This is a genomic window from Streptomyces sp. NPDC001157 (assembly GCF_053598255.1).
Window position 1 is genome coordinate 1 of sequence record NZ_JBSFJW010000040.1, and the last position, 13,274, is coordinate 13,274.

Annotated in this window: 10 protein-coding genes and 1 pseudogene; 5 read left to right on the forward strand and 6 right to left on the reverse strand. The window is 69.2% G+C overall.

What is annotated here, in order from left to right:
• A pseudogene (locus ACWDAG_RS40325) lies at window positions 1-235 on the reverse strand (hypothetical protein); the annotation flags it as partial.
• 72 nt (window positions 236-307) lie between these two features.
• Window positions 308-2,131 (reverse strand): phosphoenolpyruvate carboxykinase (GTP), encoded by a 1,824-nt coding sequence (locus ACWDAG_RS40330; protein ID WP_450700535.1) that lies wholly within the window; start codon window positions 2,129-2,131, stop codon window positions 308-310.
• Window positions 2,132-2,472: 341 nt separating this feature from the next.
• On the opposite strand from ACWDAG_RS40330, the gene trhA reads away from it, so the two are divergent.
• The 5 genes from trhA (at window position 2,473) to ACWDAG_RS40355 (ending at window position 6,666) form a co-directional block, all read left to right on the forward strand.
• Window positions 2,473-3,219, forward strand: coding sequence for a PAQR family membrane homeostasis protein TrhA (gene trhA, locus ACWDAG_RS40335; RefSeq protein ID WP_450700536.1), 747 nt, complete (start codon window positions 2,473-2,475; stop codon window positions 3,217-3,219).
• 118 nt (window positions 3,220-3,337) lie between these two features.
• Entirely contained in the window at window positions 3,338-4,891 is a 1,554-nt protein-coding gene (locus ACWDAG_RS40340) for an MFS transporter (RefSeq protein ID WP_450700537.1), read from the forward strand.
• A 5-nt stretch (window positions 4,892-4,896) separates the two neighbouring features.
• Complete coding sequence (locus ACWDAG_RS40345; RefSeq protein ID WP_450700538.1) at window positions 4,897-5,529, forward strand: TetR/AcrR family transcriptional regulator; 633 nt, start codon at window positions 4,897-4,899, stop codon at window positions 5,527-5,529.
• A gap of 33 nt (window positions 5,530-5,562) precedes the next feature.
• On the forward strand, window positions 5,563-6,294 hold the full coding sequence (locus ACWDAG_RS40350; protein ID WP_450700539.1) for a Mut7-C RNAse domain-containing protein: 732 nt from the start codon (window positions 5,563-5,565) through the stop codon (window positions 6,292-6,294).
• A gap of 48 nt (window positions 6,295-6,342) precedes the next feature.
• Window positions 6,343-6,666 carry a hypothetical protein gene (locus ACWDAG_RS40355; protein ID WP_450700540.1) on the forward strand — a complete coding sequence of 108 codons (324 nt, stop codon included), beginning with the start codon at window positions 6,343-6,345 and terminating at the stop codon, window positions 6,664-6,666.
• On the opposite strand, the gene ACWDAG_RS40360 is transcribed toward ACWDAG_RS40355, so the two are convergent.
• From ACWDAG_RS40360 to ACWDAG_RS40375, 4 genes are read right to left on the reverse strand one after another with little or no spacing between them, the layout of a single operon-like run.
• Window positions 6,653-9,055, reverse strand: a complete 2,403-nt coding sequence (locus tag ACWDAG_RS40360) for a galactose oxidase-like domain-containing protein (RefSeq protein WP_450700541.1) — start codon at window positions 9,053-9,055, stop codon at window positions 6,653-6,655. The two genes, ACWDAG_RS40355 and ACWDAG_RS40360, sit on opposite strands and share 14 nt — an antisense overlap.
• Window positions 9,052-10,245 carry a glycosyltransferase gene (locus ACWDAG_RS40365; RefSeq protein ID WP_450700542.1) on the reverse strand — a complete coding sequence of 398 codons (1,194 nt, stop codon included), beginning with the start codon at window positions 10,243-10,245 and terminating at the stop codon, window positions 9,052-9,054. The genes ACWDAG_RS40360 and ACWDAG_RS40365 overlap by 4 nt, the downstream gene beginning before the upstream one ends.
• Window positions 10,242-11,891, reverse strand: a complete 1,650-nt coding sequence (locus ACWDAG_RS40370; protein WP_450700543.1) for an ArnT family glycosyltransferase — start codon at window positions 11,889-11,891, stop codon at window positions 10,242-10,244. Before ACWDAG_RS40370 ends, ACWDAG_RS40365 begins: the two co-directional genes overlap by 4 nt.
• On the reverse strand, window positions 11,888-13,156 hold the full coding sequence (locus ACWDAG_RS40375; RefSeq protein WP_450700544.1) for a glycosyltransferase: 1,269 nt from the start codon (window positions 13,154-13,156) through the stop codon (window positions 11,888-11,890). Before ACWDAG_RS40375 ends, ACWDAG_RS40370 begins: the two co-directional genes overlap by 4 nt.
• Window positions 13,157-13,274: the final 118 nt, after the last annotated feature.

Sequence of the window (13,274 nt, forward strand, 5' to 3'; positions counted from 1 at the left end):
GGGAGCGGAGCATCAGCCCCCGCTCGTTGCCCGCCGTCGACATCGCGATCCGCCAGCCCTCGCCGGGTGCGCCGATCAAGGCCTTGAGGGGCGCGGGGAACTGCGCGACAAGCCACGACGGACCCGCACCCGCAAACGGCGAAGGCCTGCCGGGCTGCTTCCGTCGGGGCGGACGGAAGCAGCCCGGCAGGCCCGAGCCACGCACGCCGTTGTACGCGGCCTCGCCGTACCTCACCGCGGCCGGTCGTGACGATCACTGGTCAGGGCCCATCCCAACCGGCCGCGGAGCTTTCCCGGAGAAAGGACCTCAGCCCAGGCGCTGCACCAGCGCCCGGTACTCGTCCCAGAGTTCCTTCGGGGTGTGGTCGCCGAAGGTGTTGAGGTGGTCGGGGACCAGGGCGGCCTCCTCGCGCCAGACCTCCTTGTCGACCGTGAGCAGGAAGTCGAGGTCGGAGTCCGAGAGTTCGAGGCCGTTCGTGTCGAGGGCGTCCTTGGTCGGCAGGATGCCGATCGGGGTCTCGACGCCGTCCGCCTTGCCGTCGAGGCGGTCGACGATCCACTTCAGGACACGGCTGTTCTCGCCGAAGCCGGGCCAGACGAACTTGCCCTCGTCGTTCTTGCGGAACCAGTTGACGTAGTAGATCTTGGGCAGCTTGGACTGGTCCTTGTCCTTGGCCACGTCGATCCAGTGACCCATGTAGTCACCCATGTTGTAGCCGCAGAACGGCAGCATGGCGAAGGGGTCCCGGCGCAGCTCGCCGACCTTGCCCTCGGCGGCGGCGGTCTTCTCGGAGGCCACGTTGGCACCGAGGAAGACGCCGTGGTTCCAGTCGAAGGACTCCGTCACCAGCGGGACCGCGGTGGCGCGGCGGCCGCCGAAGAGGATCGCGGAGATCGGCACGCCCCTCGGGTCCTCCCACTCCGGCGCGATGATCGGGCACTGCGCGGCAGGGGTGGTGAAGCGGGCGTTGGGGTGGGCGGCCGGAGTCTCGGACGCCGGCGTCCAGTCGTTGCCCTTCCAGTCCGTCAGGTGGGCCGGAGTCTCCTCCGTCATGCCCTCCCACCACACGTCGTTGTCGTCGGTGAGTGCCACGTTGGTGAAGACCGAGTTGCCCCACAGGGTCTTCATCGCGTTGGCGTTGGTGTGCTCACCCGTGCCGGGCGCGACGCCGAAGAAACCGGCCTCCGGGTTGATGGCGTACAGGCGGCCGTCCTCGCCGAAGCGCATCCAGGCGATGTCGTCGCCGATCGTCTCGACCGTCCAGCCGGAGACCGTGGGCTCCAGCATGGCGAGGTTGGTCTTGCCGCAGGCGCTCGGGAAGGCTGCGGCGACGTACTTGGACTCACCGGTCGGCGGGGTGAGCTTCAGGATCAGCATGTGCTCGGCCAGCCAGCCCTCGTCGCGCGCCATGACCGACGCGATGCGCAGGGCGTAGCACTTCTTGCCGAGCAGGGCGTTGCCGCCGTAGCCGGAGCCGTAGGACCAGATCTCGCGCGACTCGGGGAAGTGCGAGATGTACTTGGTGGAGTTGCAGGGCCAGGGGACGTCCTGCTCGCCCTCCGCCAGCGGGGCGCCGAGGGTGTGGACGGCCTTCACGAAGAAGCCGTCGGAGCCGAGTTCGTCGAGGACCGGCTGTCCCATGCGCGTCATCGTGCGCATGGAGACCGCGACATAGGCGGAGTCGGTGATCTCGACACCGATCGCGGAGAGGTCCGAGCCGAGGGGGCCCATGCAGAACGGGACGACGTACATCGTCCGGCCCTTCATCGAGCCGCGGAAGACGCCCTTCTCGCCCTGGAAGATCTCCCGCATCTCCGCGGGGGCCTTCCAGTGGTTGGTCGGGCCCGCGTCCTCCTCCTTCTCGGAGCAGATGAACGTCCGGTCCTCGACCCGCGCGACATCGGTCGGGTCGGAAGCGGCGTAGTAGGAGTTGGGGCGCTTGATCGGGTCGAGTTTCTTGAAGGTGCCCTTCTCGACGAGCTCCTCGCACAGGCGCTCGTACTCGGCCTCGGATCCGTCACACCAGACCACGCTGTCCGGCTGGGTCAGTGCTGCGATCTCGTTCACCCACGAGACCAGTTCCTGATGCTGGGTGGGGATGACGGGGGGAGCCGCGATGTCGCGCGCCACGATTGCTCCTAAATGAGGGATTTTTGTTTTGGAGGCCCCGTGGGGGCTGCGACCCGGATGCTTCGTGGCTGGATCTTCAGCGCTCATCCGGTGCCGACCGCACTCATTTGATCATCCGACGAGAGCGCCCATATGTCCAGAGGGCCTCACAGGTGAGCGGAGTGGGGATCGTCACGCGGCAGAATGTTTCCAAGCGTGTTTTTACGTGCACGTTGAGTTCATCTGAGGGTTCTTTTGCCCGACGGCCTGGGCATCAACTGCCGTGAGATGATGGCCACTCCTGGCCCATTCTCGGCCCGCACTCATCCGCAACTTACGGTCCCGTAGGTACGATGCAGGGCATGACTGCGCCCGTCCCCGACGCGCCAACGGACACGCCGGCCGCCGGCCGCGGTTCCGACGCGCCCTCCATCCCGCACCAGATCAAGCAGCACGCCCAGCAGCTCACCGAGCCGATCAAGCCGAAGCTCCGCGGCTGGCTGCACCTCGGCATGTTTCCGGCCGTACTCATCGCGGGCCTGGTGCTCACGGCCCTCGCGGATTCGACCAGAGGCCGTATCGCCTGCGGGATCTACGTCCTGACGGCCTGCCTGCTCTTCGGCGTGAGCGCGCTCTACCACCGGGGCAACTGGAGTCCGCGCATGGACGGCGTCCTGCGCAGGCTCGATCACGCCAACATCTTCCTGATCATCGCGGGCACGTACACACCACTGACGATGCTGCTGCTGCCGGGTGCGAAGGGGCAGTGGCTGCTGTGGGGCATCTGGGGTGCCGCGGCCGCGGGCATCGTCTTCCGCGTCTTCTGGGTCGGCGCCCCCCGCTGGCTCTACACCCCCTGCTACATCGCCATGGGCTGGGCGGCCGTCTTCTTCCTCCCGGACTTCATGCGCGCGGGCGGCATCGCGGTGCTGGTCCTGGTGATCGTGGGCGGCCTGCTCTACAGCGCGGGCGGCGTGATCTACGGCATCAAGCGGCCGAACCCGTCACCGCGCTGGTTCGGCTTCCACGAGGTCTTTCACTCCTTCACGCTCGCCGCGTTCGTCGTCCACTACGTCGGCATCTCGCTGGTGGCGTACCAGCACGGGTAGTACCTCGCAGCACCCCAGGGCCACGGCTTCCACGCCGTGGCCCTTTTTGCATGCCCGAAGCAGATTGACAGCCCAACCCGATTGACAGCGATCTCATTTTGAGAGCTACTCTCTTTTCATGGTTACTATCACCTTGAACCCTCGACGCTGGTGGGCCCTCGGGGCCCTGGTCGCGAGCATGCTCACGCTCGGCTTCGACACGACGATCCTCAACGTGGCGCTGCCGACGATGGCCGCCGATCTCGGCGCCACCACCGGCCAGCAGCAGTGGATGGCGGACGCGTATGTCGTCGTCTTCGCGGCGCTGATGCTCCCCGCCGGGCTCCTCGGCGACCGCTTCGGGCGGCGGCTGATGCTGATCGCGGGGCTCGCGGTCTTCCTCGCCGGTTCGCTGGCGGGCGCGCTGGCCGGGGACGTCGACTGGGTCATCGCCGCCCGTGCCCTGATGGGTGTCGGGGCCGCGCTGGTCACTCCGCTCGCGCTCTCCGTCGTGCCCACGCTGTTCGCCCGAGACGAGCAGCCCAGGGCCACCGCCATCGTCTCCGCCGCCTCCGCGCTCGGCCTGCCGCTCGGCCCGATCATCGGCGGCTGGCTGCTGAACCACTTCTGGTGGGGCTCGGTCTTCCTGGTCAACGTCCCGATGGCCGCGATCGGCATCGCCGCCTGCGTCTTCCTGCTCCCCGAGACTCGCGACCCCGCCTCCCCCAGGGTCGACACCGTCTCCACCGCGCTCACCGCGACCGGCCTCGGCGCCCTGGTCTACGCGATCATCGAGGCACCCACCCGCGGCTGGGGCGACCCGCTGGTCCTGGCCATGCTCGCCGCAGCGGTCGTACTCATCGCGGCCCTCGTCGTGCGGGAACGCCGGGTCGAGCGCCCCATGCTCGACATGACCCTCCTCGCCCACCGCGGCTTCCTCTTCAACACGATCGCCGCGACCCTGGTCATGTTCGTCCTGTCCGGCCTGCTGTTCGTCCTGCCGCCCTACCTGCAGGCGGTCCTCGGGAGCGATGCCTTCGGCACCGGCGTACGTCTGCTGCCGATGATGGGCGGCATCCTCGTCGCCTCCCGGACCGCCCCGCAGGCCGCCGCGCGCTTCGGCGGACGCGCCACGGTGAGCGCGGGCCTGGTGGTCCTGGCGTTCGCCGCGCTCCTCGGCAGCCGTACGACGGTCGACTCCGGCTACGGCTACACCGCGCTGTGGCTCTCGATCACCGGCCTCGGCTTCGGCTTCTCGCTCATGCCGGCGATGGGCAACGCCCTGGGCGCCCTGCCCCGCGACCGCGCCGGCAGCGGCTCCGGACTGCTCATGACGCTGCGCCAGGTCGGCGGCGCGATCGGTATCGCCCTGCTCGGCAGCCTGCTCGCGGGCGCCTTCCGCGACCGGCTCGACGTCACCGGGCTGCCCGCCAAAGCCGCCGACACCGCCGGGGACTCCGTGGTCGCGGCGCACATCGTCGCCGAGAAGGCCCACTCCGCCGATCTCGCCGCCTCCGCGAACAGCGCGTACGTCCACGGCATGGGCCTGGTACTGCTGGTGTGCGGGGTAGCGGCGCTCGTATCGGCGCTGCTGGCGGCGGCGTTCCTGCCGAACACCCGGGCCGACCGAGCCGCCGTACCGGCGGAAGGCACCCCGGACATGGCCGCCCCGGCGGCCGATGCCCGACAATGAGCCGCATGACGTCCGCACGTTCCCCCCTCTCCCCCGCCGACCGCCCCCAGCTGGGCCTGCGCGAACGCAAGAAGATCAAGACGCGGGAGGCGATCCGCACGGCGACATACGCGCTGATCGAGGAGCAGGGGTACGACGCCACGACGATCGAGCAGATCGCCGAGCGGGCGGAGGTGTCGCCGTCGACCGTCTTCCGGTACTTCCCGACCAAGGAGGACATCGTCCTCACGGACGAGTACGACCCGCTGGCGCTGGAGGAGTTGCGAGCGCGGCCCGCCGACGAGTCGTGGATCGAGTCGGTGCGGCACATCATGCTCAAGGTGCTGGACCTCATGGCGCAGGAGAGCCCCGAGGTGATCCGGCTGCGGGCGCACCTCGGGGTCCAGGTCCCGGCGGTCCGTTCCCGGATGTACGAGAACATGTCGGAGACCGGGCGCCTGATGCGGGGGGCCATCGCCGAGCGCTTCGGCCTGGACCCGGACAGCCTTGAGGTCCGCGTCTACGCGATGTCCCTCATCGGCGGCCTCATGGAGGTCAACATGTACTGGGCGGAGAACGACTTCGGGGGCGACCTCGGGGCACTCATGAATCGCGCCCTTGACGTCCTGGAGCACGGCCTCCCCACCGAAAAGCCCTGAGCCCGGCGTCCCCTCCCGTGACATCCTGACCGGGTGAACGGTCCCGAGATCCATGTCGAGTTCGCCCCCGACCTGGCCCTGTTCGTCCCGAGCGAGCGCCGCCGGGGAGCCACCCCCGTCACCACCGACGGCGTCTCCTCCCTGGGCCATGTCGTCGAGTCGGCCGGCGTCCCGCTCACCGAGGTCGGGACGCTGTGGGTGAACGGCCGCGAGGTGCCGCACTCGTACGTCCCCGCCGCGGGCGACACCGTGCAGGTCCGGCCCGTCGACCGCCCCCAGCAGGTTCCCGGCGCTCCCCTGCGCTTCCTCCTCGACGTCCACCTCGGCACGCTCGCCCGCCGGCTGCGCCTGCTCGGCGTGGACACGGCGTACGAGTCGACGGACATCGGCGACCCGGCCCTCGCCGCCCTCTCGGCCGCCGAGCAGCGGGTCATGCTCAGCCGCGACCGGGGCCTGCTGCGCCGCCGCGAGCTGTGGGCCGGGGCGTATGTCTACAGCACCCGGCCCGAGGACCAACTCCGGGACATCCTCGACCGGTTCCGGCCCGAGCTGCGGCCCTGGACGCGGTGCACCGCCTGCAACGGGCTGCTGAAGGAGGCCACCAAGGAAGAGGTGGCCGACCAGCTGCAGGGCGGCACGCATCGGTCGTACGACGTCTTCGCGCAGTGCCAGGACTGCGGCCGCGCGTACTGGAAGGGCGCGCACCACGAGCAGCTGGTGGCCATCGTGGAGCGCGCGTTGAGCATGCGTACCCAGGAGGGTTGAGTAGCCGCACCGATCACCGCGACCCGGCCGGCGCGATCGGATGGCGGCATGAACACAGCGCAGCAGCAGTCCGCCGGCCGGCTCCTGACCGGTCTGTCCGTCACCGGCCTCGTGTTGCTCCTGCCGACCGTCGGCCTCGCCTGGCTCGCCGTGCTCGCCGGCGAGCGCGGCAGCCGCTGCCTGGAGTACGGCGAGCAGTGCTCGCAGATTCCCGGCAGCCTGCTCTACGCCCTGTTCTACGCGTCCGCCGCGGCCGGAGTGGCGGTACTGGCGTGGCCCCGGCACCGGGCGATGCCCGCCCGGGCCGGGGCCGTGGTGCTGCAGTGGGTGCTTCAGTTCACGCTGGGACTGCTGATCCTCAGCGGCGCCTGATGTCCGCCTTTCCGCAGGCCAGGCCGTCCTTGTTCGGGTCGAGACCCAGCGGGTCGTCCTTGCCGTTGACCTTCAGGCGGCCGTAGTGGTTCGTCCTCAGCCAGCTGCACCGTGAGGCCGTCGTCTTCTTCACGCCGTTCGGGAAGACGGTCGGCACGCACACGTTGATCGAGCCGTAGTGCCGGTCGCAGCCGGAGATGGTGACGGAGACCTTCTGCGACGTGCGCTTCTTGCCGGGTTCGAGCACCTTGCCCGACAGGGAGTCCGCGAAGGAGTGCACGTGGGCGTCGGCGGTGGCGGCGCTCAGGGCCTGCGGGCCCTGGAGGTGCACCCACTTGGCCACCGAGGGGACGCCGTTGGCGTCGACCGCGAAGAGCATGTACCAGCCGGGCGGGGCCACGTTGGGGTTGCTCGTCACGTTCAGGTCGACGTTGTTGCCGTCGACCGACAGCGGCAGGTCGACGAACCGCTGGTTGGGGTCGGAGGAGTGGGTGACGGCGGCCGGGCGGATCAACTCGGCCTTCACGATGGGGTGATCGACGGTGATCCGCTGGGTGTCGCCGTAGTGCCACTCCGTGTTGATCATCGACGTGATCGTCGGGCGCTCGCCCTTGAGGAGATAGGGCGGGGTGTAGATCGACACATTGTGGTTCCAGGTGCCGTTGCCCGGGTTGTCACCGGTCGCCATCACACGGCCGTCGGGCAGCAGGAACGCGGAGGAGTGGTAGCCACGGGCCTCGGGGTCGGCGGACACCGGGTCGAAGGTGTTCGAGTCCGGGTCGTAGAGCGAGGCCTCGTAGACCGGGTTGGCCCGGTTGTGCAGGCCGCCGCCCGTCTCCAGGACCTTGCCGTCGGGCAGCAGCACGGCGGAGACGTACATCTTGCCCTGGTTGCCGGTCTCGGGGATCTTGCCGTTGCCGAGGTCGACGGTGCCCTGCGGGATCGGAGGCCCGGCGACGTAGGACGGATTGGCCTGCTTGAGGTCGATGACGTCCGTCAGGCGGTTGCCCTCCGGGTTGGAGTCGATGTTGCCGCCGCCGATGGTGAGGACCTTCTGGTTCTGCGCCGGGGGCAGCAGCACGCTCGCGGACTGGTCGCGCTGGTCCTTGTTCTGCAGGCCGGGGATCTGCGTGACCGTGTTGGCGTTGTAGTCGTAGATCGCCGAGCCGGTGCCGGGGATGTTGTTGCCGAAGACATGGCTGCCCGAGTAGAAGAGGCGGCCGTCCTGCATCAGGATCATCGACGGGTACAGGCCCCAGAACGACCAGGTCTGGTTGACCTGCCACAGCGCCAGCCACTTCTGCTGGGCGTCCGACCAGTACTCGGCGGTCACCGAACCGGACGAGTCCTCGCGCAGACCGCCGAAGGAGATGACGTCACCGTTGCCGAGCTCGGTCGCCGAGGGGTACCAGTGGCCGTCGTTGAGGTCGTTGGTCTTGCTGTAGGTCTCGGTCTTCGGATCGAAGATGTACGAGTCCTTGTAGCCCTCGTAGCCGTGCCCGCCCGCGACCGGGAACGCCTTGTTGCCGCTCAGCACCAGCACCCGGCCGTCCTGGAGCTGGATGTGGCCGGAGCAGAACATGTCCTTCGGGGTCGGGATGACCTTGTAGGAGCCGTCGGCCGGGTTGTAGACCGCGCTCGTGAACGTGCCGGCGTTGAAGTTCTCCTCGCTGTTGCCGGAGCCCGCGATCAGCAGCACCTTGCCGTTGTTGAGGACGACGGAGTGCATGGAGCGCACCGGGTTCTGGGTCGGCAGCACGTCCCAGCGGCCGTTGGCGCACTGGTCCGCGGTGCCGGTGCAGGTGGCGGGCGGGGTGACGTCCGGGACCTGGTCCATCGTGTAGTCGTCGGTGGTCGCCGAGCCGGTGCCGTAGACGGAGACACCCCAGGTGATGCGGTCGGTGCCGGCCGGGATCTCGGGTGTGCGGACCGTCGCCTGCGTCCAACTCCCCTGCATTTCCAGGGTTTTGAGGTCGGTCCAGTACTGCCAGCCGGCCGTCGTGTCGTGCCGGAACAGGGTGATGTTCGCGTCCGGTGTGGTCGTCTTGTACCAGAGCCCGAGGTCGTACTGCTTGCCCGCCGTCACCACCGGCGCGCAGTCCGTCGACTCGGTGATCAGCGCCTTGCGGTCGCCGTCGACACGGCGGGTGAGCGACACCTTCATCGCCTTGGACCCGCTGTGGGCGTCATTCGTCGTCTCGAAGGTGAAGTCGTTGTCGCCCCAGCCGGACTTCTCCCAGCAGTACGGCATCCCACCCGTGCCGTCCGTTTCGAAGCCGGGGTTCTTGACGAGGTTGGCGGCCTCGGCGGACTGGGGCGAGGTGAGGAGCAGACCGGCGGTCAGGGCCCCCACCCCGACCAGTGCGGTTCTCCTGCGGTGTTTTTTCACACGGCTCTCCTAGTTGCGGTGCTCTTCCCACGCCCCCTGCGCGGGAGGTAGACCAGCGCTTCGGTCCCGACGAAGCGCAGGACGAACGTCGTCACCAGCGCGAGCGCGGTGGCGGAGAGGGCCCCCATCCCGAACCGGTTCACGAACAGCGCGATCAGCGGGATGCGCAGCACCAGGTCGGCGTTGGCGAGCAGCGCGAACCGGCCGAGGCGGTCCCACCAGCGGCGGTGGGCGCGGCGGTCACGGAAGAGCAGATGCTCGATGAGGACGAAGTTCCAGGCGACACCGAACTGGTTGGCGAGGATCTCGGCCGGTACGTAGTGCAGGCCGGCGACCGTCAGCGCCCACAGCCCGACCAGGTTCGGCAGGAAGCCGCTCGCGCCGATCAGGCCGAAGGCCACCATGCGGGCGATGGGCGAGGCGGTGCGCAGGCCGACGAGATGGCGCAGAAAGCGGAAGCCCTCCTGCGCGGACGACTTGGACTCCCCCGCGAAGCGGTCCTGGAAGACGAAGGGCACCTCGGTGACCTGGCGGGGGCGGCTGCGGACCGCCAGCTCCAGGAGGATTTTGTAGCCGAGGGGCTTGAGAGCCTCCGCCGCGATGTCACTGCGGCGGATCGCGAAGAAGCCGCTCATCGGGTCACTGATGCCGCGCAGTCTGCGCGGGAACAGGGACTTCGTCAGCCAGGTGGCTCCGCGGCTGACGGCCACCCGGTAGCTGCCGGCCAGACCCGCCCGGCTGCCGCCCTTGATGTACCGAGAGGCGACGACCAGCCCGGCGTTCGCGCGCTCGCCGGTGGCCACCAACTCCGGCACCAGGGACGGCGGATGCTGGCAGTCGCCGTCCATGACGACGATCCAGTCCGACCCGGCCGCCTTCATCCCCTCGACGACGGCGCCCCCGAGCCCGCCGACCGGCTCCTCCCGGTGCAGCACGGTGACCGGGAAGGGGCAGTCCCCGGCCGCCTCGTGGATCACCTCGGGGGTGTCGTCGGTGGAGTCGTCGACGAAGACGACCTCGCAGGGGAGGCGGGAGGGCACCGACTCGGTGATCAGGTGCAGGAGTCGGCGGACGTTCGCGGACTCGTTGTACGTCGGTACGACGATGGTGACGGCGCCGGGCTCGGCGACTTCGGCGCCGCGTACGGCGGGGTCGTCGAGTTCCCCGGGGGCGGTGTACTCGTGGGTCATCGGACGCCTCCGGAGGCGGTCTGGATCTGCCGTATCTCGATGCGGTCGGGGCCGGCGCCGAAGGTGGCGACCGGGGTGGAGTGCTCGATGGCCGCCCTGACATTGGGCAGGTCCACCGCGTCGCGGCGGACCGTCGGGGAGGCGACCACGTAGTCGAGGTCCTTCCAGCCGTGCGGCATCGTCTTCGTCACGGCCGGGTCGAGGTCGGCCTTGTAGAACCAGATGACGCCGAGCCCGGGCCGATATCCCTCGTGCACCAGGTCCAGCCAGAGTGCGTCGTCGACCAGGACGCGGGTGTCCTTCGGGTGCGCGACCTCGGTGGCCAGCCACTTGGAGGCGGACCGGTAGGGGGCGTTGGCGTCTGCGGTGACGGCGGTGCGGTCGCCGTCGTACCACTTCGGGACGACGTAGGCGCCGGCGGCGAGCGCCAGGACGGCGGCGAGGGTGTAGCGGCCGTACGTCGTCCAGCGCTGTTCGTCGGGGCGCCGCCGTCTGTGCAGCACGGCGTGGGCGACGGAGGCGGTGCCCCCGGCGAGGACCAGGGCGAGGAAGGGCAGCGCCTGGATGACGTACATCGCGGGCAGATAGCCGCCCGGCCGCAGGGCCAGCGCGGTGAGGATCGCGACCGTGAAGGCCGGTCCGGCCAGGGCGCGGGCGGTGACCGACCAGCGCCAGGTGGCCACCAGCAGCAGTGCGCCGGCGAGGCCGCCCAGCGGCAGGACGCGGTCGTAGTAGAGCCACGAGTGCAGTACGCCGTACGAGCCGGAGCCCTGGTCCAGGACGAAGCCCGAACCCGGCCTGGTCATCTGGTACTTGACGCCGTCCCAGAGCGAGACGTGCCCCCCGCCGGGGAGCAACTCGCCCTTCAGGAGGGCGAAGAGCGGATAGCTGAAGCCGATCAGGACGCAGGCCGTGACGGCTCCGGTGACCGCGAACTTGCGGGTGTCGCGGTGGCTGTGCCGCCACATGGTGACGAACAGCGCGGGCAGGACGACGAGCATCGTCTCCTTGGTGAGCACCGCCGTGGCGGCCGCGAGGCCCGCGCCGAAGTGGTGCCAGAGGTGGCGGCTCGGGGAGGCGGCCAGGGTGAAGGCCAGGAGCGTCCACATCACCGCGAGGTTGTCGAGGAAGATCTCGCGCTGGAGGACGACGGAGAGCGGCGAGAGCCCGAAGAGGGCCATCGCGAGTCCGGCGGCCCAGCGCGGCAGCGACAGGCGGCGGGCGAGGACGTAGACGAGGACCGCGCTGACCGCGGAGACGATCAGCATCACCGCGCGCATGGAGCCGACGGTCATCGAGGCCGAGCTGAGCCGGGACGGTATCCAGGTGAGCAGGGCTATCTGGATCCAGCCGAGGGGCGGGTGGTCGTACCAGTAGGTGTAGTGGGCGAGGCCCTTGCCCTGCTGGACCGCCCAGGCCTGGGCGAGGTAGGTGCCCTCGTCGTCGCTGAGCGTCGGGTAGTCGGCGATGTTCCAGCCCTGCACGATGAGGATCGCTACGAGGAGCGCGCCGCACAGCAGGAGGTCGGGGCGGGAGGAACGGAGGCGTCGGGGTGGCGCCGTCAGGCCGGTCGAACCGGTTTCGGGCGCAGGCTGCCGCTGCGCGGGGACCTTCGGAGTGGTCACCGCGGGAAGGGTGGAGGTCACGCAGGGACGTCCTCTCGGAGTACCGCTGTGTCGTTCAGATGTGCGCCGACGTGGCTGGTCAGCTCCCAGTCGTTGCGGCCGCGCTGCTCACGCCATACGGCGCGGATCGCGGCCCCGGCGAGGAGGACCTGGTAGAAGGGGCCGCCCACGACCAGCTTGAGGTAGTGGACGAGACGGACGCGGAGCCCGTACTGCTTGCCGAAGTCGTGCAGTCCGACGACCTCGAAGACGAAGGTGACCGCCGCCGTGACCAGCGGCAGGAAGGTGAGGAAGGCGATTCCGACGGGCACGTCCAGGAAGAGCGCGACCGCCGCGTTGAGCGGGATGATCACCCCGGAGAAGGCCTGCAGGAACGGTGTCATCAGCGTGTACCGGGCGAGCAGCCGTTGCCCGAAGCCCGGGAGCTGCTTCCAGTCCTTCTTCCGGTAGACCTGGAGGAAGCCCTGGTTCCAGCGGGTGCGCTGCTTCAGCAGCGACATGAGGCTTCCGGGTGTCTCCTCCCGGGTCACCATGTCGGAGTCGTAGGCGACGACGACCTTCTTGCCGACGCTGGACAGCCGTACGCCCAGGTCGCAATCCTCGGCCAGGCAGTTGGGGTCCCAGCCGTCGGCTTCCCTGAGCACGTCCGTCCGTACGAAGACGGTGTTGCCGCCGAGCGGGATGAACCCCTTCTGGGCGTGCAGGTGCAGCCGGGAGCGGAACCAGAAGAAGTACTCCAGGCAGTTGCGCAGGGAGTACCAGCTGGAGTGGAAGTTGATGAGCTGGACGCCGCCCTGCACCACGTCCGCGTGGGTGGTGCGGAAGGCGTGGTCGACGTGTGCGAGGAGTTCGGGGTGGACCTGGTCCTCGGCGTCGAAGACTCCGACGACATCGCCGCGGCAGTGCGGCAGCGCCGTGTTCATGGCCTTCGGCTTGTTCTTCTTCTCGTGGGTGTCGACGACGACACGGACGCGCGGGTCGCGTTCGGCGGCCGCCTCGGCCACCGCCGTGGTCTCGGGGTCGTCGTGACCCACGATCACGATGATCTCGAAGTCGGTGTGCGTGGACTCCAGCAGGCGCTGGATGGTGTGGTCCAGCACGGCCTGCTCGTGCCGGGCCGGCAACAGCAGTGAGAACGACACGTGTTCGTCGCCGTCCGGTCTGCTGAACCGGGTGGAGGCGAGCACTTCGGGCGTGCGCCACGCGTGCATCTGCCACCACAGGGTGAAGGCCGCCATCCAGAACAAGGCCAGTGAGACGGCAGCGATGAAGACAGACGTAAGCAACAGATCCCCCCAGATCCCCAATGCCCCCTGCCGCAACAGACGTCACATCTGTCGCGTAACCGTGTAGACATTAGGGGGGATCTGTGAAGTCCGGAGGCCGTTTCCATGAAGAACGCAT

Coding starts and splice junctions, on each gene's coding strand:
- ACWDAG_RS40365 (WP_450700542.1), bottom strand. CDS start 10,245: ATGACCCACGAGTACACCGCCCCCGGGGAACTCGACGACCCCGCCGTA.
- ACWDAG_RS40340 (WP_450700537.1), top strand. CDS start 3,338: ATGGTTACTATCACCTTGAACCCTCGACGCTGGTGGGCCCTCGGGGCC.
- ACWDAG_RS40355 (WP_450700540.1), top strand. CDS start 6,343: ATGAACACAGCGCAGCAGCAGTCCGCCGGCCGGCTCCTGACCGGTCTG.
- trhA (WP_450700536.1), top strand. CDS start 2,473: ATGACTGCGCCCGTCCCCGACGCGCCAACGGACACGCCGGCCGCCGGC.
- ACWDAG_RS40345 (WP_450700538.1), top strand. CDS start 4,897: ATGACGTCCGCACGTTCCCCCCTCTCCCCCGCCGACCGCCCCCAGCTG.